The following is a 22,547-nucleotide window of genomic DNA, read 5'->3' as shown; positions in this document are numbered from 1 at the left end:
GTTCAGAACCTTTTAAATGTGTCGTCATCGGAAAATGAAAGAGGGCCTACTAAATGCTCTTGTTTGCTGACATCAGCAATCAACAACGGCATTAGCAGTAGTCCCATTAAGGCCGCAGCACTGGTTAATAATGCAAACATCCCAGTCCAACCATAATGCGCCATGACCTGACTTAATGGCCAACCTGCCATTGCTGCCCCTAAGTAGGCATACAATCCCAAGTAGCCAGTTACCGTGCCTGCCGCGTTTTTATGGCAATATTCTGTTGCAGCAAGCCCGATTAACATCTGTGGTCCGAACACGAAAAAACCGATACTAAAAAAACAGGCTGCGAGTAGAGCATAATGATGAATTGGAATTAACCAAAGGGCTGCCACTGCGGTAAAAAGTCCGAGTGAAAACAGTAATATCATTGGTGCTCGTTGGCCTCGGAATAAGAGATCCGAGCCCCAACCTGAACATAACGCCCCTAATAAACCACCCACTTCAAATAAAGAGAGGATGGCATTAGCACTCAATAAGTTGGCACCATGTGTTTCTGATAACCAGATATTTCCCCAATCGTTTATCGCCATACGTATGAGATAAACCAAAATATAAGAAAATCCTAGCAACCAAATCATTCGGTTAAATAAAATGCTCTCTTTCAAAATAGTTAGCATCGGTTTAGGTGGAGAAGCTTGCTCTTGACGTAGTTCAAAAACATCACGTCGCCATACACCGACGGTAGGCAATCCTTCTTCTACCGGAGTGCCTTTTAACCGCACGCATAGCCATAACCCAATAATAATGCCGATAATACCGGGTACAAGCAGTGCCACTTGCCAACTATAATGCGTCGCTAGCCACGCTGTTAAAATGGGAAGACTCATCCCGCCAAGGTTGATTGAAATATTCCATAATCCCCACCAGAAGCCGCGCTCATTACGTGAATACCAGTGTGTTAACAACCTTGCACAAGGCGGCCAGCCAAAGCCTTGAAAGAAACCATTTAGTGCCCAGACCAAAAGCAGTGCAGGAAATGAAAGACAATAGGCAAAAATAATATTCATAATGCCAGTCATCACTAATCCCACACCCATAAACCAGCGGTATCCCCATCTATCATGGAAAATACCAGAAACAAATTTAGATAAACCGTAAGTGAGATAAAAAAGGCTGGCTATCCAACCGATATCTCCTTTATCTAAATTCAATTCAATCTGCATAACGGGCATCACAAAGTTGACGCTTTTACGTGTAAGATAGAAAGTGGCATAACCAATAATCATCGACAGCATTAAGTTTTTGCGCCAAAAGTTATAGGTCTTATTTATTGATGCCGAATTTTTACCTGACATAACATCCTCTTTGATGTTGCAAATGTAAAAAAAATGTCGCGAAAAAGAATGAGATAAGGTTGTAGATGACTAAGACTTATTCTTAGTTTTCACTGTTTTCTTTTGAATTTGTGGGTAAGTTAACAATTATTTTCGTGCCGTGATGATTTATCACTTCCCATTCTCCACCTAAAGCGCGAATGCGTTCTTCAATGCCGCGCAATCCAAAACCGCTACTTTGTTGTGTTGATAATGATGTGGGGAGCATACCAATACCATTATCGCTAATGATCAACCGTAGGCGGTTTTTGTTTTGGGTTAATGAGACTTCAATATAGGTTGCGTTGGCATGTTTACTAATATTATTTAATAACTCTTGTACCAAACGGTAGAGCGTAAAAATTATGGTTTCGTTTTCAGGCTCTTTATCTAATGAATAATTAAAATTACAGATGATGTCATTGTCATTGAAGGCAAATTCATTGATTAAATGGTGAAGGGCTTTTTCAAGCGACATTTCTTCTAAAACAGGCGGGCGCAATTGTCGCAGAAGTTGACGTGTAGATTGATGAATTTGCAATGCTAGGCGTTCTATTTGTTCGCCCGTTTGTCGCGTTTTATCGTTATTAGCCGTTTTCTTCATTAGCATCGATTGAATTTGGATTGCAGTAATATTTTGCCCAATTTCATCATGTAACTCGCGGGCAATAGCTTTTTTTACATCTTCTTCGGTGTGAACCAGTTGCTCCATTAATTCACGTCTGGCTTGAAGTTCTTGCTCTAGACGTAATCGATAATGACGTAAATTATGGGCTAATTGCTGTTGGCGGCTTATTGCTATCCCTAAACCAATGCCAATAATGGCTTGCGTGGTTAAGAACATTTCTAATTCACGTAAGTCGTTAAAAGCACCGTTTACTTGGCGAGCAAAGGTAATAATTAAGCTTCCGAGTAATGCCGATAATACGCCACCTTGCCAGCCATAACGGTAGGCCATAAAGACATTAGGAATAAAAACGAGAATAACTAATAAACGCTCTATTTCTGGTGTTAAGAAAAACTGTGCGCTTAATCCAATAAGGCAAAATAAAAATCCCCACATTAATAATGATGTTCTTAATGGAGGATCAGGTGTTCCATCAGAGATTAACGCTCGACTTTGTAATTCACGAAGATATTCATAAAGTAAAAAAACAAAAGGTGCGAGTAATATGCCACCGGTGACTGAGGTTAGAAAAACTCCGCTGGTGGTATTAATAAAAAAGCCAAGAATAAAGGCTTGTAACAGACTATTAAAGCCAACAGCGCCAATTAACAAGGTTAAGCGTTGCCAGTAGAGTGGATACCGCCACCAAATACGTTGAACTTCTAAGGCGATAATTAGGCTTAATAATGGAGAAAGATAAATAATAGCATGGGTAATTAACTGCTCTTGTGTTAGCCAGTAATAAAGCCCCCATTCAGCAAATAACATCGGTAGCCAAAAGCGCCGCCAAAGCAAAATAATCAAGGCTAATCGTAGACCTTGAGGTAAGAAAAGGGCTGCTTGTTGCCCATTTTTACTTAAATAGAAACCAATCACCCAAAGTGATAGCCAAAGTAAAGAGTAGGTGAGTAATAAAAAGAGGGATTGAAGAAGAAAACGCAGTCCTCTTTTCATGTTACAGCGATCCTGTGATCAACTGATTTTTTAAGGCGAAATGGACTAAGTCGATGGTTGTTTCACAGCCTAATTTACCAAGTACATTAGCGCGATGAACGTGTACAGTTTTATGGCTAAGATTAAGTTGTACAGCAATTGTTTTGACATTAACGCCTTGAACTAAAAGGTTGAAAATTTCTCTTTCACGGGGCGTTAATGTATGCAGAGCATCTTCTTTCTCAGGGGTATGTCGTAATGCTTTCATGGCATCAGAGCAAAGATAACAGCCACCTTGATGTACGGCGCGTACTGCTTGAACTAATTCTTCGGGGCCACAACGTTTGGTTAAATAACCACGAGCACCTGAATCAAGTGCGCTTTGAACAAAGGCGGGGGTATCATAAATACTTAAAATAATTGTACGAAAATCAGGGCGTTTTTGTTTTAAACGGCTCTGCAGTTGTAAACCACTTTCACCCGGCATAGAGAGATCCATGACAGCAACATCAATATCATCATATGCTAAATAAGGCCATGCTTCTTGCCCATTAGAATACTCACCTACAATATGAATATCGGGTTCTAGCATTAACAGCTGTGCAAAGCCAGAACGCACAACAATGTGATCATCCACTAAAGCAACTTTTATCATAATTTTTTATTAGTCAGAGAGTAGTCAGATAATACTTACCTGATTTATAACAAGCTACAGGATGATAAGCGAGCAAAAAGGGAGAAGAAATACGGTTTTGAATCTTATATCTCGTTTTTATCAAGGTGAATCGTGACAAGCAAATAATAACAATAGGTTATTTATTGTTATTATTTCCCATAAGCAGGGAACCTCTGCCTATGGGAAGTGATTAATATTTTATTAATTAGGCAACTTGAACCGGCACGGCTTTGGCTATGCGTTTCATTTCATTGTTGTCTTCAAAATATGCAATATTGGGTTTATGGCTACGCGCATCACTATCAGGAATTTGTACATAAGAGCAAATAATTAAGCGATCACCAACGGCGGCTCGACGTGCAGCTGCACCATTGACTGAAATAATTCGTGAACCTCTTTCCGCACAAATTGCGTAAGTTGAAAAGCGTTCACCATTATCTACGTTATAAATATCAATTGCTTCATTTTCAAGAATACCAGCGGCATCCATAAAATCCTGATCAATCGCGCAAGAGCCTTCATAATGCAGATCGGCTTGTGTTACTTTTACGCGGTGAAGTTTGCCTTGTAACATAGTGCGTAGCATTGTTGTGTTTCCTATTCTTTTATAATCAATACACCAAATTAATTAAACAAGATCAACTTGCTGATTATCAATAAGGCGAGTATTACCCAACCACGCAGCCATCAAAATAACAGCACGATGGCTCTCTTCATTTAATGGAGTGAGTGTATCTGCATCGCAAATAAAGCATTCATCAGTACGAAAGCCTTGGCTTTCTAATGTGCTTTTTGCATTTTGCAGTAATTGGTTTACATCGTGATTGCCTGACTTTAATTGCTCGGCAATAACTTGTATAGCTTGATAAAGCTTAGGGGCTTGCTGTTTTTCATTCTCGGATAACAGGCGATTACGAGAGCTTAATGCAAGCCCTTCTTTATTACGTACGATAGCAACAGGAACGATGCTGATATCCATACATAAATCACTTACCATCTTCTTGATAATTTGCAGTTGTTGGAAATCTTTTTCACCAAACATTGCAATATCGGGTTGAACAAGATTAAACAGTTTACTGACGACAGTAGTTACACCACGAAAATGTCCTGGGCGGCTTGCACCTTCCAATACAGTAGAAAGTACAGGTACATCAACCGTTGTTTGATTTTCCATACCATGTGGATACATCTCTTTTGCTGATGGTGCAAAGATGATATCTACATTTTTATCACGCAATAATTCACAATCTTCTTGTAAAGTACGAGGGTAATTTGCTAAATCGGCTTCTCTATCAAATTGAAGTGGATTAACAAAAATAGACGCAATCACCACATCGGCATGAATACGAGCTTCTTCAATCAGTTTCAAATGACCTTCATGAAGATTGCCCATTGTTGGAACCAATGCAATGCGTTTACCTTCTTGCTTTAATCGCTTGATTTCTCTGCGTAAGATAAGCGTAGTTTCAATAATTAGCACGGCGTGACTCCTTTAAACGATATTTATAAATTGAGATGGTAAATCAGTTAAATGAATGTTGCTCTTGTGGAAACAGGCCTTGTTCTACTTGCTGAACATAAAGGCTAACTGCGCCTTTTAATGAGCCGGCTTCTTGTAAAAAATCTTTTGAGAACTTCGGTGCTTGAGGTGTTAAACCTAATAAATCGTGCATAACCAGAATTTGCCCATCAGTGACATTTCCAGCACCAATACCTATCACAGGTACTGTTAATGCATCGGTGATGGTTTTGGCGAGTGAAACCGGCACACACTCTAATACCGCAAGTTGAGCACCTGCATTCTCAAGAGCGATTGCATCTTGCTTTAATTGCTCTGCTTCATAATCTTTTCTGCCTTGGACTTTATAACCGCCAAATACGTTGACTGATTGTGGCGTTAATCCTAGGTGAATACACACGGGTACTGCGCGCTCTGTTAGCATTTTAACAGTAGGAATAAGCCAATTACCGCCTTCAATTTTCACCATATTTGCCCCTGCTTGCATCAAGGTACCAGCAGTAAGGCAAGCTTGTTCTGGGGTTGCATATGACATAAAGGGCATATCAGCAATTAAAAAAGCGTCCGGCGCACCTGCTCTGACACAGCGGGTGTGATAGGCGATTTGCTCAACAGTAACCGGTAATGTACTGCTATGGCCTTGTAGCGTCATTCCCAATGAATCACCAATAAGCATGGCTTGAATACCTTCTTGTGCGAAAAGGCGGGAAAAACTTGCATCATAAGCGGTGATCGTAGCGAATTTTTTCTTTTCTTGCTTATAGCGATTTAGCGTTGAAAGCGTCGTGGGTTTCATTATAACAAACTCCATCATTGTTGGTTTTTGTGTGCAGATAAAATAAAATGCTTCACATAATTATTTGTTTATTAAGTAAATTTTTAAATCACAAATATAAAGCCGCTTTCGATTGTAGCATTTAAGGACTAAAAACGAAGAAAAAGTAGTTAAATGAGTAATAAAAAAGAATTATTAATAAGAAAAGATTATATATGTCAATCAGTTAGTGATAGGAATAAAGCTACAATCATTCAAATGGCGAGAAGGTCATAAAGGTGGGGTTGTAATACAGTGAATGTGTGGGAGTGAGATAGAGGCTGATACCGTATTTATTTTTTACAGTATCAACCTTTAGCTTTAGTGGAGGATTTACGTGGTATCACCACTTTTCCATGCCATTTTCAGGCACTAACGCTAATCTATCTGCTAATAACTCACCATCAGGAAAGCGAAGATCTGGTGCTAATTCGGCTAATGGATAGAGCATAAATTCACGGACTTTTAGCCCGTAATGAGGCACTGTTAAACGCTCTGTTTGGATCACTTCATCACCAAATAACATAATATCGAGATCCAGCGTTCTAGGGCCCCAGCGGTTACCTTCTTTTCTGACGCGACCTTGTGCTAATTCAATCGCTTGAGTGTTATCAAGCAAGATTTCTGGCGCCAAGGTTGTATCAACGGCGACGGCAACATTAAGAAAATCTGGTTGATCTTGTGGCCCCATAGGGCGAGTACGATACCAGGAAGATTGAGCAATCAGTGTGGTTTGTGGGATCTCACTGATTGCTTTAATTGCTGAATTTACCTGATCCTCAGGTGAATTCAAATTGCTACCTAAAATGATATAAACACGTTTTGTCTGTTTACTCATTATTGTTCTCTTGTCTTGATGCTGTTTTTGCACTTGGATGGCGAGGACGCTTACGTGGGCGAGGGCGTCTACGAACAGGTGCTTGACCTAATTCTGAGACCATTGAGCGTTGTTGTGTATTGTTAGAGGCTTGGAAATCTGCCCACCAACTAGCTAATGCTTCAAGTTCTGGATTACGTTGTACATTGGCACGTAATTCCAGTAAGTCGAATGCTGCACGGAATTTAGGGTGCTCAAGCAGTTTATTTGCACGACGACCTTGGCGTTTAGGTAAACGTTGCTGTAATTGCCAGATATCACGCATCATGGTTGTAATGCGTTTTGGAATTGCAATTGTACGGCATTGTTCATCTAAAATATCATTCATTGCCATAGCGAAAGAATCATAGTAAGAAAGACCACTTTCTTGGACTAATTTCTCTGCATGTTCGATTAATGGATACCACAACATTGCCGCAAATAAGAATGCCGGATTAACACGCATATCTTTATTAATACGATAGTCTGTATTTTTGAGAACTTGATCCAGCATTCTCTCCATCGGCGTATCATGTTGTTCTGTCATTTTTGATGCTACTAGCGGGAACAGCGGCTCAAGCAACTGATGGCGACACATGAGTTTATATGTTTTATAGCCTTGTCCTGTTTGTAATAATTTCAGTGATTCTTCAAACAGACGAGCTGAAGGAATATTACGTAATAATGGCGCAAGTCTGCTAATTGGCTCTGCGGTTTCAGGTGCAATTTGCATATCAAGCTTACTGGCAAAGCGAATAGCTCTTAACATTCTAACGGGATCTTCGCGGTAACGCGTCTCAGGATCGCCAATCAAACGAATAATGCCAGCTTTAAGATCAGCTAAACCTCCAACGTAATCACGCACAGCAAAATCATCAACACCGTAATAGAGGCTGTTTAATGTAAAGTCACGACGGATGGCATCTTCTTCAATGGAGCCAAAAATATTGTCGCGCAGTAACATACCGCTTTGTGCTTGCTGTGATTGGTTGTTATCTGAAATTTCATGATCTTCATGAGAGCCACGGAAAGTGGCCACTTCAATCACTTCAGGGCCAAACATGATATGTGCAAGACGAAAACGACGACCAACTAAACGACTGTTGCGGAATAATCGACGTACATCTTCAGGGGTTGCATTTGTGGCAATATCAAAATCTTTTGGTTTTTTTCCCAGTAGTAAGTCACGGACACCACCACCGACTAAATAAGCCTGAAAACCAGAGTTGTTTAGGCGATAAAGCACTTTTAATGCATTGTCACTGATGTCTTTACGTGAAATTGGGTGTTGATCTCTTGGGATCACAGTCATTGGCAAATCACTCCCGTTCGCCTTTTCTTTATTACTCTTTTTCTTACGGGGACGGTCTGCGGATATAGCAGGACGCCGACGCACAGGTTTCTGTGTTTCTTGTATTGGTCGGTCAGATGCAGTTGTGACTGGCCTTTCACTTGCTACCGGTTGTGTGTCTGATGACGTTGTTTGTCGCCCTAGCAGATTACGGCAGAAATGTGCTACTCGATTAAAAATATGACACCTCGAATAATAAATTCTAATAATTAAAAAAATTAAGCGGCTAATCATAGCCTACTGAACATTTTTTGAGAATGCTTTGTGTGGTTTATTCGTATCCTTGTTGCTGATGATTTTGTTTTAAAATCTCAGAAGGTGACCACTGCGCAATCGCAATCTCTAATAATGATGCTAACGAATAATCCTGCCAGCCAGCGATAATTGGCTGATTAAGAAATTGTAAAGCATCGATAATGACGGGTCTTGGATCAGAATCCGGCAACGCATGCGCGTGATTTTGTTTCGATAATTTATTACCGTCATGATTTATTGCTAAAGGCAAATGTGCATAACGCGGAATAGGTAAATTCAGTTGTTTATGTAAACTGATTTGTCGCAATGTGGGATCAAGTAGATCAGCACCTCTTACCACTTCGGTCACACCTTGATAATTATCATCAATCACCGTCACTAGATTATACGCAAATAAGTTATTTTTTCTGTGAATAATCATATCTTCTAGTACGATAGATGTACTTTTAGAATAATAGGTGCCTTGGATCATGTCTTCAAAATGATAAACAGGATGCTGCTGGATCAGTCGCCATGCACTGTTTTTATCAAAAGGTGTCTCGCTATTCACTAACGGAGCGTGGTGGCGACAGTGATTATCATACACGCCACCCAAATCATGCAAACGATGACGGCTACACTGGCAGTGATAACAGATACCTTCTCGCCAAAGTGCGGACAGTATTTCATGATAAGCATCATGGCGTTGTGATTGATAAAGAATATCACCATCCCAAAACAATCCATAACGCTCTAATGTGCGAATAATTAAGGATGCCGTATTAGGAGGTTCTCTAGAAGGATCAATATCATCGATGCGAAGAAGCCAACGCCCGTGGTATGCGCGAGCTTGAAGGTAACTACCAAGTGCAGTAACCAATGAGCCAAAATGAAGTTGACCCGTTGGTGATGGCGCAAAGCGCCCAATATAGTCTGTAATCTCGTGCATCGAAAGATTCAGATAAACGCCTCAACGTATCAGGTTGAGGCGTTGGCTCATCAATTAGCCAGCCATCTGCTTTTCACGGATTTCAGCTAATGTTTTACAGTCGATACATAAATCGGCGGTAGGGCGAGCTTCTAAACGGCGGATGCCGATTTCAACGCCACAAGATTCACAGAAGCCGAAGTCATCATCTTCAACTTTTTTCAGTGTTTTCTCGATTTTCTTAATGAGTTTACGTTCACGATCACGGTTACGCAGCTCAAGACTGAATTCTTCTTCTTGTGCAGCACGGTCAACGGGATCAGGGAAGTTTGCCGCCTCATCTTGCATATGAGTAACGGTGCGGTTGACTTCATCCCTGAGCTGATTGCGCCAAGATTCAAGTATTAGCTTAAAATGCGCTAATTGGGCTTCGTTCATGTACTCTTCGCCCGCTTTTTCCTGATATGGCTCAACGCCAGCAATAGCGAGAATGCTCATGGACGATGTTTTACGCTTTTGCCCTTCTTGCATAATGCTTCTCCTACATACGCATTTCTGAATAATCCCCACCTTCAAAACAGGAAGGGGAAAAAATAGGGCGCTATAAATAGCAGATGCCCGCGAGGATAGCAATTATTCCTTTAATAAGTTTTCTCATGGTGTGAAGGCACGCAAGTAAATGTCCCTTTTTAGTTAAAAAATGCTTAACTAAGGCCATGAAAAACAATTAACCATTTGAAATGAAAGGTAATTGCTGTCCAATTGTTAAATTGTATTCACTAATATTGATGCGATAACACAAAATTTCAACCCCTGCATCATGCGCTTCTTTTAGCAATGAAGCATAGTCAGGGTCAATCTCTTTAGCAACAGTCACTTCCGTAATGCCAGTATGGGGAACTGCGTAGAATAAGACAGCCCTTAAGCCCAATTTTGCGATAGCCGTCAACTCTCGAAGATGTTTCTGGCCACGTTGTGTTTTGGCATCAGGAAAATAACCCATTCCGCTATCTAATAATGTGACTGACTTCACTTCAATATAGCAGTCAACTTTATGATTTGATTTAAGTAAAATGTCAATACGACTATTTTCATTCCCGTATTTGACTTCTCTTTTTATCTCTTCATATTCAGATAATTCTGGAATGTCACCTGCTTCAATGGCATCTGCAACAATACCATTCGCTCTTAAGGTATTAACACAAATCCAATCATCAGTTTGAGTCTGTGTCAGTTCCCAACTATGTGGGTATTTTCTTTTTGCATTTGAAGAGGTGGAATACCAAACCGTATCACCGGGAGTCGCACATCCTGTCATTGCGCCTGTGTTGGCACAATGAAGCGTGAATTCTTCCCCATCAGGGGTAACAACGTCTGCTAAAAAACGCTTATATCGTTTTAGTAAAGTGGCAGATTGTAGCGGTTGCTCAAATTTCATGACAACTCCGATGAAAATACGATCTTTAATAAAGCGCTAATGCTACAATGCCAAGCCGAGAAAGTTAATGAGTCATGGAGCCTGTGTGCATTTATTGCCAATCTTTGAGGTAACGGAAAATATCGTTACTGCGTTAAAACAATCCCCACAAGTCTTACTTCATGCGCCAACAGGTGCAGGTAAATCAACAGCGCTTCCCCTCTATTTACTTCAGCAAAACCTTTTTGATGGCAAAATAATTTTACTAGAGCCAAGACGAATTGCCGCTAAAAGCATTGCTTATCGTTTAGCAAGCCAACTTAATGAAGAAGTGGGTCATACGATAGGCTATCGTATGAAAGCAGAAAGCAAAGTGAGCCAGCACACTCGACTTGAAGTGGTAACAGAAGGTGTATTAAACCGCATGTTACAGCAAGATCCAGAACTGACAGGTATCAGTCTTGTGATATTAGATGAATTTCATGAACGCAGTTTACAGGCTGATTTAGCGCTGGCTCTATTACTCGATGTCCAAATGGGATTACGCGATGATTTGCGTGTTTTGATTATGTCTGCAACATTAGATAATCAAAAACTCACGACATTATTACCTGAGGCGCCCATAATCAGCGCTCAAGGGCGCAGTTATCCCGTAGAACGATGCTATTTTCCTATCAATACACATCAACCTTTTGAACAAGAAATTGCCACCATGGCTTTGCGATTACTGGCACAAGAAACAGGCTCCATGTTGATATTCTTGCCGGGTAGCGCAGAGATTATGCGTGTTACTGAAATACTAAAAGATAAAGTAGACAATTCAGTATTGCTGTTCCCACTGTATGGCGCTCTTTCATTAGCTGAACAACAAAAGGCGATAGAACCAACAGAGCAAGGCTATCGAAAAGTGGTACTTGCGACCAATATCGCAGAAACCAGCTTAACAATTGAAGGTATCCGCCTTGTATTGGATAGTACAATTGAGAAACGCGCTCAGTTTGATTTAAAAAGCGGTATCACCAGCTTGCTACGCCAGAGAATTAGTCAATCATCACAAACACAAAGAGCTGGGCGTGCGGGTCGCCTTGAGGCTGGAATTTGCTGGCATTTAATGAGCCAAGAACAATCACAACGCATTGCCTCTCATCAAGTACCAGAAATTTTAAGTAGCGATTTATCCTCATTATGGCTTTCCGTATTGCAATGGGGATGTCGCGATATTAACCAGTTAAACTGGTTAGATACACCTTCGTCACAAGCATTGAATGCAGCTAAAGATTTATTGTATCGTTTAGGCGCTATTGATAAACAAGATGGGTTAACACCGCGTGGCTTGCGTATGGCGCAATGGGGAATAGAGCCTCGACTCGCGGCAATATTAGATTATGCTAGTGAACAAAGTGACAATCATCTTGTTACGGCTTCTCGATTATGTGCAATCCTAGAAGAACCACCACGAGGGCAAGAAATTAATTTAGAGTGGATTGCTCAACAAAAAAATACTTTCTGGACACGGCGTGAAAAGCAACTTTCTCAACATCGAAAAGGGACTTTTTGTCCAGAATTATTAGGGGCATTATTAGCAGTCGGGTTTCCTGATAGAATTGCTAAAAATCGTGATAATCAAGGCCGTTTTCGTTTAGCCAATGGGCAGGGGGCAATGATGGACGACACTCAAGCAATAAGTGGTGCGCCTTGGATTTTAGCGCCGTTGTTACTTCAAAATACACATTATGCTGATGCGAGGATTTTATTAGCGCTGCCTATTGATATTGATGAAATATCAACGACCTTTTCTGAACTTATTGAAGAAAATACCACGGTTGAATGGGATGAAAAACGCGGTACGTTAATTGCTTGGCAACAACGCCAATTAGGGCGACTAACCTTAAGTCAGCGTCAATTAGACAAACCCAATAAACAACAAATGCAACAAGCATTATTGAGTTGGTTGAGAGATAACGGCTTAAATGCATTAGCCCTTAGTGAAGAGACTAATCAGTTTTTTATACGGCTTTCTTTAGCGAAAAAATGGTGTCCAGAAGCCTTATTACCTGATTTAGGTGGATCTGTATTACTTGAAACTTTAGAAGCATGGTTGTTGCCTGAATTGGGTGAAATTCAAACATTAAAAGCATTGCAACAAATTGATATTAATACAATTATTAAAAACCAATTAACATGGCATGAAAATCAGTTGCTACAAAATTTATTTCCAACGCACTATTTAGCACCAACAGGTACAAAAGTGGCTATCCAATATGATCTAGAGTTACCACCAGTGATCGCGATCCGCATTCAAGAAGTTTATGGTGAGAAACAAAGCCCTATTGTAGCAAATGGTCAATTACCTGTTGTAATGGAGTTATTATCACCCGCTCATCGGCCTATTCAAAAAACACAAGACTTAGCAACGTTTTGGGTTGGAAGTTATAAAGAGGTACAAAAAGAGATGAAAGGGCGTTACCCAAAACATTTGTGGCCTGATTCACCCGCTAATACTGCACCTACACGGCGAGTAAAAAAATATAGCCAATAAATAAATGCAAGTTTTAACCTAGTGTTATTTATATTTGAGAGCTTTCTTGTGTGATCACACAGAAAAATAGCGACAATGTTAGGCTTCTTTATCCCGTGATAAAGGGGTTTTAATGAGAGATACAGTTCATGAGTAGAAAGAAAAGACCAGCAAAACAAGCCAAAAGAGGTCGTTTTTGGTTTTGGTTATTTGTCAAAATTGCGGTTGTAGTTGCGGTTTTAATGGGCATTTATGGTGTTTATTTACATTCTCAAATCAAAGAGCGCCTTGATGGCAATGTTTGGGAATTGCCTGCTGCTGTTTACGGACGCACCGTTAACTTAGAGCCGGGCATGAATTATAGCCAAAAAGAGATGGTGAGCTTACTTGAAGGCATGCAATATCGTAATGTCAACAAAATCACACGTCCCGGTGAATTTGTGGTAAGAGGCAACACGATTGAGATGTTGCGTCGACCTTTTGATTTCCCAGATGGCCGTGAAGAGCAAATTTTGGCTAAGTTGTCTTTTGAGCAAAATTCTCTCGTTAGCATCACAAATATGGGAAATCAGCGTCAGTTTGGTTTTTTCCGTCTTGATCCTAAATTAATTACCATGATGCAATCTGCCAATGGTGAACAACGTTTGTTCTTGGCGAGAGATAAATTCCCACAATTATTAGTGGATACATTAATTGCAACAGAAGATCGCCGTTTCTATGAGCATGACGGGATCAGCCTTTATTCTATTGGGCGTGCTGTATTGGCAAACTTTACCGCGGGTAAAGCAGTTCAAGGCGGGAGTACACTCACGCAACAGTTAGTCAAAAACTTATTCCTAACAAATGAAAGAACGTTAAAAAGAAAGCTGAATGAAGCCTATATGGCGATCATTATGGATGCAAGTTATAGCAAAGATCGCATTCTAGAGCTGTATCTTAATGAAGTCTTTTTAGGACAAAGTGGTGATGAGCAAATTCGTGGCTTTCCTTTAGCTAGCCTCTACTATTTTGGCCGTCCTGTTGATGAATTAAGTCTTGATCAGCAAGCGCTTCTAGTAGGAATGGTAAAAGGTGCTTCGGCTTATAACCCATGGCGTAATCCTAAATCTGCACTTGAACGCCGTAATGTGGTGTTAAAGCTACTGCAAACTCAAGAGATCATCGACCAAGAGCTTTACAATGTACTTAGCGCACGTCCTTTAGGTGTGAAGCCACGCAGTGAAGCACTAACACCGCAACCTGCATTTATGCAATTGGTTCGCCAAGAGCTACAAACAACTTTAGGCGATAAAGTAAATGATTTATCAGGTACAAAAATTTTCACTACATTAGATCCTGTATCGCAAGATGCAGCTGAAAAAGCCGTTGAAGTGGGTGTCGCGGATATACGTAAAGTTCGTAAAATTGACGATCTTGAAGGGGCGATGGTTGTTGTGGATCGCTTAAGTGGTGAAGTTCGTGCCTTAGTGGGGGGCTCACAACCACAATATGCAGGTTTTAACCGTGCATTATCAGCCCGTCGTTCAATCGGCTCTTTAGCAAAACCGGCTACCTACTTAACGGCATTAAGTGAACCAGAACGTTTCCGCTTAAATACATGGCTTGCAGATGAACCTATTTCTGTGCCTATTCCAGGGGGCAAACCTTGGCAACCTCGTAACTACGATCGTGGTTATAAAGGCAAATTAATGCTGGTGGATGCGTTAGCAACATCGCGTAATATACCCACTGTGAATCTTGGTTTAGAAGTGGGGTTAGACCAAGTGATCAAAACATGGATTAACTTGGGAGCACCTGCGGAGAATCTGGAAAAAGTACCAGCGATGCTTCTAGGGGCGTTAAACTTAACACCCATGGAAGTTGCTCAAACATTTCAAACGATTGGTAGTTTAGGTAACAGAGCAAAAATATCGTCATTGCGTTCGGTTATTACTCAAGATGGTACTGTGCTTTATCAAAGTTATCCTCAAGCTGAAACGACTGTTTCGCCTCAAGCCGCTTATATGACGTTATTTGGTATGCAACAAGTGGTTAATTCAGGAACAGCATGGCGTGTATTAAAACCAAAATTTGGTAATTACAACCTTGCTGGTAAAACAGGTACGACTAACGATTTACGTGATAGTTGGTTTGCGGGAATTGATGGTAAAGAAGTTACCATTGCATGGATGGGGCGTGACAATAATGGTCCAACAAACTTAACGGGATCAACAGGTGCGTTATTGTTATATCGCAACTATTTAGAGAACCAAGCACCGCTGAAATTAAATCCACCAGTGCCAGAAGATATTGCAGAGATGTCTGTTGATGCCCAAGGTAACTTTGCTTGTTATGGCGGCGGCGTGCGTACATTACCTGTATGGACAGCAAACCCTGATGGATTATGCACACCTATTCAGCAAGATACCGATGAAAGCGGGGCACCAAAGTGGTTACAAGATCTGTTTTCTGAGTGAGTAATCACGTCGGTTAGCTAAAATAAAAACGGCACATAAGTGCCGTTTTTATTATTACAAGCTTGATATATTGTTCTAAAGGTTATTAATTTCTTTTTTGATTTAATTTATTCTTACTTTATTTAATATCATTTTTAAACCTTTACTTTTTTATTAATAATAAAAGTTAATATCTTTCTTTTTTGATAACGAAAATAAAATATTTATGTCATGTTATGTATGGGTTAAGTGCCTATTTCATTTAATTGATTATTTTTTATTAAAAAAGAGGGAGCTTATGTTAAAAATACCCGGTGAAACTAGAGTAAGTAATCTATTTGAAGAAATAAGGAAACTAGAAAGTGAAAAATGTTTTTGGAAGATTGGAGAGGAAAATAAAATAAAGAAACTAAGTAATACAATAGAAAAATACGAAAAAAAATCAAATAAAAACAATGATAGTAAAGAGTCACACCATAGTAATTTTATTGATTTATTACATTGTATTAATTCAAATAAATTTTATCCTGAAGAAAACGACTTCCATAAATATGTTGATTATAATAAAGATTATAGTAAATACTATCATACTCTGACTGACATGATGAGTATTTATACGAAAGGGAAAACTCAAGAAAGTATAAATAAATATTTTAACTCTTTAAAAGCGAGACGAATTCTTTTTGAGAATAATTCTGCGGTTATAAATTTAAATAAAAGAAATGACGGTATTATTAAGGCGATAAATTCTAAATATAATGAAATTTTGTTGGAAGTTGATTCTATTTTTCGTGATTTAGAGAAAATAGAGGATAGTTTTAAAACATTGTGTGAAAAATATAGGATTTTATATCCTGAAAATAAAGGTAAGCTCGAAGAAGCTAAAAAAAAGTCTATTGAATATCAACAGGATATTTTTTGTTTATTGGGGAAGGTTAAAGATAAATTTTTAATAAAAAGAGATGGTGATATTTCTTTAAAGTCACAGGTTAATAAAGAAAACAAAATTTATAGTGAATGTATAAACAAACTCAATGAAATAAAAGAAGAAATTAATAAGAAATGGGATAGAGTTATTCTTACAGGTTTTGAAAAAGAGCTGTTAAAAGATATTTATAATATTGATGATAGCAATAATCAGAAGGATATTAATATTGCGGATGTCGTTAATGGTAAGAGGAAACTTAATATTAATGAATGTCTTTATATATTAAGCACAATGACTCGTGAAGGTGACTTGGATTATTATCTGGATTTAATGAAAGATTTATCTAAAATAAAGTCATAATATTTTAAATATAATACTATAACCATATAATTATTTCTTAGTGGAGTTTGATTTTTTATATTTATTAATGACCAGAAAAAATGTTAAAGCCATTCAAAAATGAATGGCTTTAACAATAGAAAGTTTATATCAAAAAACTAATGGAATATTAGCCCTTCATCTGAGCAAAAGCATATTCCGCCGCATCAATCGTGCGTTGAATATCTTCTTTGGTATGAGCGATAGACATAAAGCCAGCTTCAAATGCAGAAGGCGCAAGGTAGACGCGTTTTTCTAGCATTAAATGGAAGAACTGTTTGAAGCGTTCAACATCGCAGTTCATGACATCTTGGTAGCAAGTGACTTCTTTTGCATCGGTAAAGAACAGACCAAACATACCACCAACATGGTTGATAACCATTGGAATGCCCGCTTGTTGTGCTTTTTCAAGTAAGCCATCAGCCAGCATCGTTGTTAGTTCATCTAATGTTTGATGAACACCTGGTTGTGATACTTCGTGTAAACACGCTAGACCAGCCGCCATTGCAATTGGGTTACCAGATAGCGTACCTGCTTGATAAACAGGGCCTATTGGCGCGAGTTTAGACATCACTTCCATATGTCCACCAAATGCACCCACAGGCATACCGCCACCGATGATTTTACCTAAGCATGTTAAGTCAGGATCAACATCGTAATAAGCTTGTGCGCCACCTAATGCCACGCGAAAGCCTGTCATAACTTCATCAATAATCAGTAGTGCACCAAATTCATCACATAATGCACGTAAGCCCGGTAAGAAGTCTGCTTTTGGCGGTACACAGTTCATGTTACCCGTAACAGGTTCAACGATGATACAAGCAACTTCTTCAGGGTAATTTTCAAATGCTTGGCGTACAGAATTTAAATCGTTGTAAGTACAGGTTAAGGTGTGTTTTACAAAATCAGCGGGTACACCTGGTGAATTGGGTTGTCCCATCGTTAGTGCGCCAGAGCCCGCTTTAACTAATAGGCAATCTGCATGGCCGTGGTAGCAACCTTCAAATTTAATGATTTTGTCACGCCCCGTGTAACCACGAGCAAGGCGAATCGCGCTCATCGTCGCTTCTGTACCTGAGTTCACCATACGAACCATGTCCATGGAAGGTACCAGTTCAGTGACTAGGTTTGCCATTTCAACTTCAGCCGCCGTTGGTGCGCCAAAGCTTAGGCCTTTTTGTACCGCGTCAGTAACAGCATGACGAATGGAAGGGTGGTTGTGACCTAAAACCATCGGTCCCCATGAGCCGACATAGTCAAGGTAAGCTCGTCCATCAACATCATAAATATACGCACCATTAGCACGTTCAATAAAAAGAGGGGTTCCACCTACACCGTTAAATGCTCTAACAGGTGAGTTGACACCGCCGGGGATCACTTGTTGTGCGAGATTATAAAGCGTTTCAGACTTGCTCATGTCAGACTCCTAATGATGGGTGAGCGTAAGATTAAGGCGTATTCTAAAGCACTGCGCAGATGAAGCCAAATACACGGCAACAACATTTTGATTTATCACTGTTATTGTGGGTACGTGATTTATCGTAAAAAGTGATAGGTAGCAAAAAGTGTATTTTGTCCACAACAAACTTGAAGGTTATGAGCAGGTATTAGATAATCATCACATTATATCAGCAAGAAAGATAAATTTTTGCTGGCTGTTTTTTTGCTGGAATACCCAGTCTGGAGTGAACAATGAGTGATGATATGGCTCTGCCGTTACAATTTACTGACGCGGCTGCAAATAAAGTAAAAGATCTGATTGCAGATGAAGAAAATCCAAATCTGCGTTTACGTGTTTATATCACGGGTGGCGGTTGTAGCGGATTCCAGTATGGTTTTACCTTTGATGATGCCATGAATGACGGCGATATGACCATAGAAAAACAAGGCGTTGCCTTAGTGGTTGATCCAATGAGCTTGCAGTATTTAGTGGGCGGTTGTGTGGATTATACCGAGGGGTTAGAGGGTTCGCGTTTTATTGTGACGAATCCTAATGCTAAGAGTACGTGTGGTTGTGGCTCTTCCTTTAGTATTTGATCCTTCTTTGGCGTCGTGGCTGTGCAGTAGTGCTATGGCGTTATAGCAACACTCGTAATGCTTTACGCTGTTTTTATTCTTTGGCGTCGTGGCTGTGCAGTAGTGCTGTGGCGTTATAGCAACACTCGTAATGCTTTACGCTGTTTTTATTCTTTGGCGTCGTGGCTGTGCAGTAGTGCCACGGCGTTAGAGCAGTGCTCGTAATGCTCACATACTAATGTATGCTCCGCTTACTGTGCGCTGTCTGCCTTGTTGCACTGCTTGCTCGCTCACGACTTTTGTTTGTGAGAGGTTATTGGTTAAAACTCTCTTCTCTTCTCTTCTCTTCTTTATTCTTTCTGAGCTTATTTCATAAAATTACTCTATGGGTGATATTTCTGTCTCTATTTAAATGGTATCGCACCTCGGTTGAAGGGAAGTAAGAGCATTTCTTCACCACCACATTAACTGATGCCACCATCGTGAATATCGATTGCCAAATGCCCCACAGCCAAGATCCGACTAAGTCTGACTTTTCTCAACTGATCGAAGTGTCTCTTTCTTATCGCAAAATTGATTGGGAACACACGGTTGCAGGGACTTCAGGCTCTGACGACTGGCGTGCACCACTCGAAGGTTAATTCTTCACACTTTATTTATGGGCTCTGTCATGAGCCCATTGTTCTCTGCATTTTTTGTCTTTTTTATTGCGTGTTTGTCACATTTAAATGGGAGCTTTTATGTCAACGAATGACGCTAACAACACCCCTAAACCCCGTTTGGTATTAGATGATCCGACATCATCACAACCTTTTGAAATAGGGATGACATTTTCTGAACAACACGCTCGCATTAAAAAATACAGCGAATTACTCGACACCCTAGGAAAGGGATTACTTCATACGGGATTAGTGTTTACTTGCCAAATTGGCGATTTACCTAAAAGCACTTTTCAAGTCACTCAGTTTGATTTAAACGAAGGGCTAACGGTGGCGGTGAGGGAACTCAACTGTCAAATAATGTCATTTTTATTCCCGGTACGCAGGAATGGCGACCGCCTTTTCATTATATAGTGCGGAGATCCCTTATAGAGGAGGTGGGAAATGTGATTGGCAATTAAGTAATATCACATTAAGGATGACATTGAAGATTAATGATCACTTTTCAAAAAATATTACTGGTATAGTGGGAGCTGGAGTAATTGTTATATTTGATAATAACCAGCCTCAACAAACTGGCCATAAACCTATTGATAAAAAAGGAGATTTCGATATTGTCAAAAATTATTTTCCTTGGGTAAGTAATTCATTTAAGAATAGTAATAATGTTAACTTATGGTTATATGGAGAAGAACTTTATCTTTATTATAAATCTCGTGATGCTCAGCAAATTACTTGGAAACCAATCATTCACCCCAATATTGTGGTTTATTCTGAATATCCAGCAGAGCGTAAAACTGAAGGTGTAAGTACAATATATTCTTACCCAGATGGTACAAAGAGTTCAAATAGAGATGGAAAACCAGACTATAAAAAATTACTTTCCTTAATTAAGTAATAATTTTCATTTTAAAATATATGGTAAAAAATGCGTAGCACAATTCAAGGACGAAAGATCATTTTAAAAAATGATACGACCAATACAAATGGAACCGTATTAAGCGGTTCTTTATTAGCAAAACAAACTCATGAAATTGCCTGTTTAGGCGATGAAGTCTATTGCCCTGATTGTCAGCAAAAAGGCAGGATTATTGAAGGGGATGCGATGATGAAAATAAACAATATCCCCGTCGCGTTAGAAGGACATAAAGTGCAATGCGGTTGTTTAAATGGCTGTGTATTAGTGGCTATTGAGTAATTAATAATTTTACTAATTGTTCATTGCTATCGCCTCACAAATTTGCTGTGCTGCATTAATAATTCGTGGTGAAGGGCGGCTAAAACTGTCTTCATCAATAGCAATAACGGGAACAGTAAGTTGGGGTTGCCAAAATGCTTTTATTGTCGGTATTTGATCTGCTTTACCACTGAATATAATCAAATCAGGTCGCTTTGTAAGTACTTGCTCACGACTTACTTGGGGCCATACTACTGGGTTGTTAGCAAAGATATTCTCCCCACCACAAAGCGCTGTAATATGGCTCTGTAATGTACTATTTGATGTAGTAAATAACGGTTGCATCCCAAATTGAATAAACACTTTTTTCTTGGGTTGATTTGATATATTTGATGCATATTGTTGCTGCAATGCTTGATATTGCTGACGCAATTGTTGGGCATTTTTTATTGCAATATCAGGATGATGGCTATAATTGGAAAGGGTAACAAGATCGTCTGCAATTTCTTCAATACTTTGTGGATCAGAATAAATAATAGGAATACCCAAAGCTTTTAACTGATCTAATGGACGCTGTGGATTACCGCCTTGCCATGCAATCACTAAATCGGGTTTTAATAATAGAATGCGCTCGATATTAATACCCTGCCAATTAGCGACTTGTTCAATATTTTTAGCAGCCTCTGGATAATCAGAGTAAGCACTAACTCCGACAATATTATCTCCCATTCCAGCGGCATAAGCCATTTCGGTGGCTGACGGCGATAGTGTAATAACACGATCAGCTGGCGTAGTAGCAATAGCAAAATTTAGCCAAAATAATGAACTGAGCAATAATCCAAGATTGATAAATAAACGCATTACTTTTCCAATAGTAAAAATACCCCCCTATTTTTTATCTTAGAATAAGCAAAAAATAAAGGTGGGGTATTGATAAAGCGATATTAGGATTATCTCGACTTAATTAGTCTTTTAATTTATCCAACATCGCTGTCACCATTAAGCTCGATTGTTCTGCGGCAACAGATAAAAACTCATCAAAACTTAAATGTGATTCTTTATCGGCTACATCAGAAATAGCACGAACCACAACAAATGGCGTGTCGAATTGATGGCAAACATGGCCAATCGCGGTTGATTCCATTTCTACGGCAGCAACATCTGGGAATGTACGACGAATGCGTGCTAAAGGCTCAGCACCATTAATAAAGGCATCACCGCTACAAATTAAACCACGCACAGCATTTAATTTTAGCGATTCAATACACTCTTCTGCGATGCTAACAAGTTTAGGATCTGCAATAAAAGCAGGAGGACATTGTGCCATTTGGCCTGGTTCATAACCAAATGCAGTCACATCAGCATCGTGATAACGAACTTCTGTTGAAATAACGATATCACCGACATTTAATCTTGAATCTAAGCCGCCCGCAGAGCCAGTATTGATAACGACATCAGGACGAAAATGCTCAAGTAATAGTGTTGTGCCAATTGCCGCTGCAACTTTACCAATACCTGACTTTAATAATGCAACATCAACACCGTTGATTGTGCCTGTATAAATTTCACAACCGCCACGTGATAAGATTTGGCAATCTTCAATTTTCTCACGCAGAAGTGTGACTTCTTGCTCCATTGCACCTATTACGCCAACTCTCATTGTGTCATACTCACTTGTAGGTT

The 22,547-nt window shown here is 39.6% G+C and carries 21 protein-coding genes and 2 pseudogenes; 9 read left to right on the top strand and 14 right to left on the bottom strand.

The genetic code is table 11. The features are described 5' to 3' along the window. Positions 1–2: 2 nt before the first annotated feature. The 11 genes from uhpC to sfsA form a co-directional block, all read right to left on the bottom strand. Positions 3–1,355 carry an MFS transporter family glucose-6-phosphate receptor UhpC gene (uhpC, locus tag ABN080_RS07345; protein ID WP_082151857.1) on the bottom strand — a complete coding sequence of 451 codons (1,353 nt, stop codon included), beginning with the start codon at positions 1,353–1,355 and terminating at the stop codon, positions 3–5. 67 nt (positions 1,356–1,422) lie between these two features. Continuing rightward, positions 1,423–2,979, bottom strand: a complete 1,557-nt coding sequence (locus tag ABN080_RS07340; RefSeq protein WP_349440730.1) for an MASE1 domain-containing sensor histidine kinase — start codon at positions 2,977–2,979, stop codon at positions 1,423–1,425. Between the two features lies 1 nt (position 2,980). Continuing rightward, positions 2,981–3,613: a response regulator gene (locus ABN080_RS07335; protein ID WP_349440729.1), complete on the bottom strand. Its 633-nt coding sequence runs from the start codon at positions 3,611–3,613 to the stop codon at positions 2,981–2,983. 226 nt (positions 3,614–3,839) lie between these two features. Further along, complete coding sequence (gene panD, locus ABN080_RS07330) at positions 3,840–4,220, bottom strand: aspartate 1-decarboxylase (protein ID WP_064719124.1); 381 nt, start codon at positions 4,218–4,220, stop codon at positions 3,840–3,842. Between the two features lie 42 nt (positions 4,221–4,262). Continuing rightward, positions 4,263–5,114 carry a pantoate--beta-alanine ligase gene (panC, locus tag ABN080_RS07325; RefSeq protein ID WP_349440728.1) on the bottom strand — a complete coding sequence of 284 codons (852 nt, stop codon included), beginning with the start codon at positions 5,112–5,114 and terminating at the stop codon, positions 4,263–4,265. Between the two features lie 43 nt (positions 5,115–5,157). Next, positions 5,158–5,949 carry a 3-methyl-2-oxobutanoate hydroxymethyltransferase gene (gene panB, locus ABN080_RS07320; protein ID WP_349440727.1) on the bottom strand — a complete coding sequence of 264 codons (792 nt, stop codon included), beginning with the start codon at positions 5,947–5,949 and terminating at the stop codon, positions 5,158–5,160. Positions 5,950–6,310: 361 nt separating this feature from the next. Further along, positions 6,311–6,805 carry a 2-amino-4-hydroxy-6-hydroxymethyldihydropteridine diphosphokinase gene (gene folK / locus ABN080_RS07315; RefSeq protein WP_340895295.1) on the bottom strand — a complete coding sequence of 165 codons (495 nt, stop codon included), beginning with the start codon at positions 6,803–6,805 and terminating at the stop codon, positions 6,311–6,313. After that, positions 6,798–8,135, bottom strand: coding sequence for a polynucleotide adenylyltransferase PcnB (pcnB, locus tag ABN080_RS07310; RefSeq protein WP_340896625.1), 1,338 nt, complete (start codon positions 8,133–8,135; stop codon positions 6,798–6,800). Before pcnB ends, folK begins: the two co-directional genes overlap by 8 nt. Before the next feature lie 310 nt (positions 8,136–8,445). Next, the gene (gene gluQRS / locus ABN080_RS07305; RefSeq protein ID WP_349440724.1) at positions 8,446–9,357 is read right to left on the bottom strand and encodes a tRNA glutamyl-Q(34) synthetase GluQRS; all 912 of its coding nucleotides are present in this window, start codon (positions 9,355–9,357) and stop codon (positions 8,446–8,448) included. A 54-nt stretch (positions 9,358–9,411) separates the two neighbouring features. Continuing rightward, positions 9,412–9,867, bottom strand: a complete 456-nt coding sequence (gene dksA / locus ABN080_RS07300) for an RNA polymerase-binding protein DksA (RefSeq protein ID WP_023580786.1) — start codon at positions 9,865–9,867, stop codon at positions 9,412–9,414. A gap of 196 nt (positions 9,868–10,063) precedes the next feature. Beyond that, positions 10,064–10,774, bottom strand: a complete 711-nt coding sequence (sfsA, locus tag ABN080_RS07295) for a DNA/RNA nuclease SfsA (RefSeq protein ID WP_072070957.1) — start codon at positions 10,772–10,774, stop codon at positions 10,064–10,066. An 85-nt stretch (positions 10,775–10,859) separates the two neighbouring features. Here sfsA and hrpB point away from each other — a divergent pair, with 85 nt between their 5' ends. The 3 genes and pseudogenes from hrpB (at position 10,860) to ABN080_RS07280 (ending at position 16,994) form a co-directional block, all read left to right on the top strand. Continuing rightward, positions 10,860–13,292 carry an ATP-dependent helicase HrpB gene (hrpB, locus tag ABN080_RS07290; RefSeq protein ID WP_349440876.1) on the top strand — a complete coding sequence of 811 codons (2,433 nt, stop codon included), beginning with the start codon at positions 10,860–10,862 and terminating at the stop codon, positions 13,290–13,292. 116 nt (positions 13,293–13,408) lie between these two features. Further along, positions 13,409–15,727 (top strand): annotated as a pseudogene (gene mrcB / locus ABN080_RS07285) (bifunctional glycosyl transferase/transpeptidase); the annotation flags it as partial. 277 nt (positions 15,728–16,004) lie between these two features. Continuing rightward, positions 16,005–16,994 carry a hypothetical protein gene (locus ABN080_RS07280; RefSeq protein ID WP_349440723.1) on the top strand — a complete coding sequence of 330 codons (990 nt, stop codon included), beginning with the start codon at positions 16,005–16,007 and terminating at the stop codon, positions 16,992–16,994. A 148-nt stretch (positions 16,995–17,142) separates the two neighbouring features. Here the strand turns inward: ABN080_RS07280 and hemL are convergent, their stop codons facing one another. Continuing rightward, the gene (gene hemL / locus ABN080_RS07275; RefSeq protein WP_349440722.1) at positions 17,143–18,429 is read right to left on the bottom strand and encodes a glutamate-1-semialdehyde 2,1-aminomutase; all 1,287 of its coding nucleotides are present in this window, start codon (positions 18,427–18,429) and stop codon (positions 17,143–17,145) included. A 275-nt stretch (positions 18,430–18,704) separates the two neighbouring features. Here hemL and erpA point away from each other — a divergent pair, with 275 nt between their 5' ends. The 6 genes and pseudogenes from erpA (at position 18,705) to ABN080_RS07245 (ending at position 20,885) form a co-directional block, all read left to right on the top strand. Then, entirely contained in the window at positions 18,705–19,049 is a 345-nt protein-coding gene (erpA, locus tag ABN080_RS07270; protein WP_064719135.1) for an iron-sulfur cluster insertion protein ErpA, read from the top strand. A gap of 57 nt (positions 19,050–19,106) precedes the next feature. Further along, a complete protein-coding gene (locus ABN080_RS07265; protein ID WP_340895308.1) occupies positions 19,107–19,253 on the top strand; it encodes a hypothetical protein in 147 nt (48 codons plus the stop codon). Between the two features lie 185 nt (positions 19,254–19,438). Further along, positions 19,439–19,669, top strand: a pseudogene (gene tssD / locus ABN080_RS07260) (type VI secretion system tube protein TssD); the annotation flags it as partial. Between the two features lie 99 nt (positions 19,670–19,768). After that, on the top strand, positions 19,769–20,101 hold the full coding sequence (locus ABN080_RS07255) for a hypothetical protein (protein ID WP_349440721.1): 333 nt from the start codon (positions 19,769–19,771) through the stop codon (positions 20,099–20,101). Further along, a complete protein-coding gene (locus ABN080_RS07250) occupies positions 20,076–20,585 on the top strand; it encodes a hypothetical protein (RefSeq protein ID WP_349440720.1) in 510 nt (169 codons plus the stop codon). The genes ABN080_RS07255 and ABN080_RS07250 overlap by 26 nt, the downstream gene beginning before the upstream one ends. 30 nt (positions 20,586–20,615) lie before the next feature. Continuing rightward, positions 20,616–20,885 (top strand): PAAR domain-containing protein, encoded by a 270-nt coding sequence (locus tag ABN080_RS07245; protein ID WP_349440719.1) that lies wholly within the window; start codon positions 20,616–20,618, stop codon positions 20,883–20,885. Positions 20,886–20,897: 12 nt separating this feature from the next. On the opposite strand, the gene btuF is transcribed toward ABN080_RS07245, so the two are convergent. Together btuF and mtnN are read right to left on the bottom strand one after the other, a co-directional pair. Beyond that, on the bottom strand, positions 20,898–21,725 hold the full coding sequence (gene btuF / locus ABN080_RS07240; RefSeq protein WP_349440718.1) for a vitamin B12 ABC transporter substrate-binding protein BtuF: 828 nt from the start codon (positions 21,723–21,725) through the stop codon (positions 20,898–20,900). Positions 21,726–21,828: 103 nt separating this feature from the next. Continuing rightward, on the bottom strand, positions 21,829–22,524 hold the full coding sequence (mtnN, locus tag ABN080_RS07235; RefSeq protein ID WP_072070738.1) for a 5'-methylthioadenosine/S-adenosylhomocysteine nucleosidase: 696 nt from the start codon (positions 22,522–22,524) through the stop codon (positions 21,829–21,831). Positions 22,525–22,547: the final 23 nt, after the last annotated feature.

Source organism: Proteus sp. fly-1089, assembly GCF_040138965.1.
GTDB classification, from domain to species: Bacteria; Pseudomonadota; Gammaproteobacteria; order Enterobacterales; family Enterobacteriaceae; genus Proteus; species Proteus vulgaris_B.
This window is presented reverse-complemented; position numbering and strand designations above follow the sequence as displayed.

Bases quoted from the DNA above. Each gene is read 5' to 3' on its own strand.
- ABN080_RS07340 (WP_349440730.1), bottom strand. From the start codon at position 2,979: ATGAAAAGAGGACTGCGTTTTCTTCTTCAATCCCTCTTTTTATTACTC.
- ABN080_RS07335 (WP_349440729.1), bottom strand. From the start codon at position 3,613: ATGATAAAAGTTGCTTTAGTGGATGATCACATTGTTGTGCGTTCTGGC.
- panD (WP_064719124.1), bottom strand. From the start codon at position 4,220: ATGCTACGCACTATGTTACAAGGCAAACTTCACCGCGTAAAAGTAACA.
- panB (WP_349440727.1), bottom strand. From the start codon at position 5,949: ATGAAACCCACGACGCTTTCAACGCTAAATCGCTATAAGCAAGAAAAG.
- folK (WP_340895295.1), bottom strand. From the start codon at position 6,805: ATGAGTAAACAGACAAAACGTGTTTATATCATTTTAGGTAGCAATTTG.
- pcnB (WP_340896625.1), bottom strand. From the start codon at position 8,135: ATGACTGTGATCCCAAGAGATCAACACCCAATTTCACGTAAAGACATC.
- gluQRS (WP_349440724.1), bottom strand. From the start codon at position 9,357: ATGCACGAGATTACAGACTATATTGGGCGCTTTGCGCCATCACCAACG.
- dksA (WP_023580786.1), bottom strand. From the start codon at position 9,867: ATGCAAGAAGGGCAAAAGCGTAAAACATCGTCCATGAGCATTCTCGCT.
- sfsA (WP_072070957.1), bottom strand. From the start codon at position 10,774: ATGAAATTTGAGCAACCGCTACAATCTGCCACTTTACTAAAACGATAT.
- ABN080_RS07280 (WP_349440723.1), top strand. From the start codon at position 16,005: ATGTTAAAAATACCCGGTGAAACTAGAGTAAGTAATCTATTTGAAGAA.
- hemL (WP_349440722.1), bottom strand. From the start codon at position 18,429: ATGAGCAAGTCTGAAACGCTTTATAATCTCGCACAACAAGTGATCCCC.
- erpA (WP_064719135.1), top strand. From the start codon at position 18,705: ATGAGTGATGATATGGCTCTGCCGTTACAATTTACTGACGCGGCTGCA.
- ABN080_RS07265 (WP_340895308.1), top strand. From the start codon at position 19,107: ATGCTTTACGCTGTTTTTATTCTTTGGCGTCGTGGCTGTGCAGTAGTG.
- ABN080_RS07255 (WP_349440721.1), top strand. From the start codon at position 19,769: ATGTCAACGAATGACGCTAACAACACCCCTAAACCCCGTTTGGTATTA.
- ABN080_RS07250 (WP_349440720.1), top strand. From the start codon at position 20,076: ATGGCGACCGCCTTTTCATTATATAGTGCGGAGATCCCTTATAGAGGA.
- ABN080_RS07245 (WP_349440719.1), top strand. From the start codon at position 20,616: ATGCGTAGCACAATTCAAGGACGAAAGATCATTTTAAAAAATGATACG.
- btuF (WP_349440718.1), bottom strand. From the start codon at position 21,725: ATGCGTTTATTTATCAATCTTGGATTATTGCTCAGTTCATTATTTTGG.
- mtnN (WP_072070738.1), bottom strand. From the start codon at position 22,524: ATGAGAGTTGGCGTAATAGGTGCAATGGAGCAAGAAGTCACACTTCTG.